Origin of the sequence: Klebsiella sp. GW_Kp181 (assembly GCF_040062315.1) — a bacterium.
In the GTDB taxonomy this organism is placed as follows: Bacteria; Pseudomonadota; Gammaproteobacteria; order Enterobacterales; family Enterobacteriaceae; genus Klebsiella; species Klebsiella oxytoca.
Genome location: NZ_JBEAFR010000039.1, coordinates 1 through 545 on the forward strand (window position 1 = coordinate 1; position 545 = coordinate 545).

Annotated in this window: 1 pseudogene; it reads right to left on the reverse strand. The window is 61.5% G+C overall.

Annotated features, from left to right (window positions below):
• A pseudogene (locus ABLV11_RS07045) lies at positions 1–545 on the reverse strand (transketolase); the annotation flags it as partial.

Genomic DNA, 545 nt, shown 5'->3' on the forward strand with positions numbered 1-545 from the left:
GAGCCGGACCACAGGGTCAGGTTACTTGGCGCCAGGTCAGCGGAGCCGCCGAGGAACTCAGGCAGCAGCGGGCCGAAGGCTTCAATGGCGTTCTGCGACGCTTTACGGCTGGCGATTTTCGCCGGGTTAGCCTGCAGCTTCGCGATGAATTCGTTCGCTTTCGCGTCGAAATCAGCCGGCATCTCGCCTTTCATACGGCGGGTGAATTCTGCTGCTTCCTGCGGGAAGGCTCTGGCGTAGGCGGCGAATTTCTCGTTCCACGCGGACTCTTTCGCCTGACCGGCTTCTTTCGCATCCCACTGGGCATAGATTTCAGACGGGATTTCAAACGCCGGGTGTTTCCAGCCGAGCGCTTCGCGGGTCAGCGCGATTTCCGCGTCGCCCAGCGGCGCGCCGTGGGAGTCGTGGGTACCAGCTTTGTTCGGCGAACCGAAACCGATGATGGTTTTGCACATCAGCAGGGACGGTTTGTCGGTGACCGCACGCGCTTCTTCCACCGCGCGTTTAATCGAGTCAGCATCGTGACCGTCAACGCCGCGCACCAC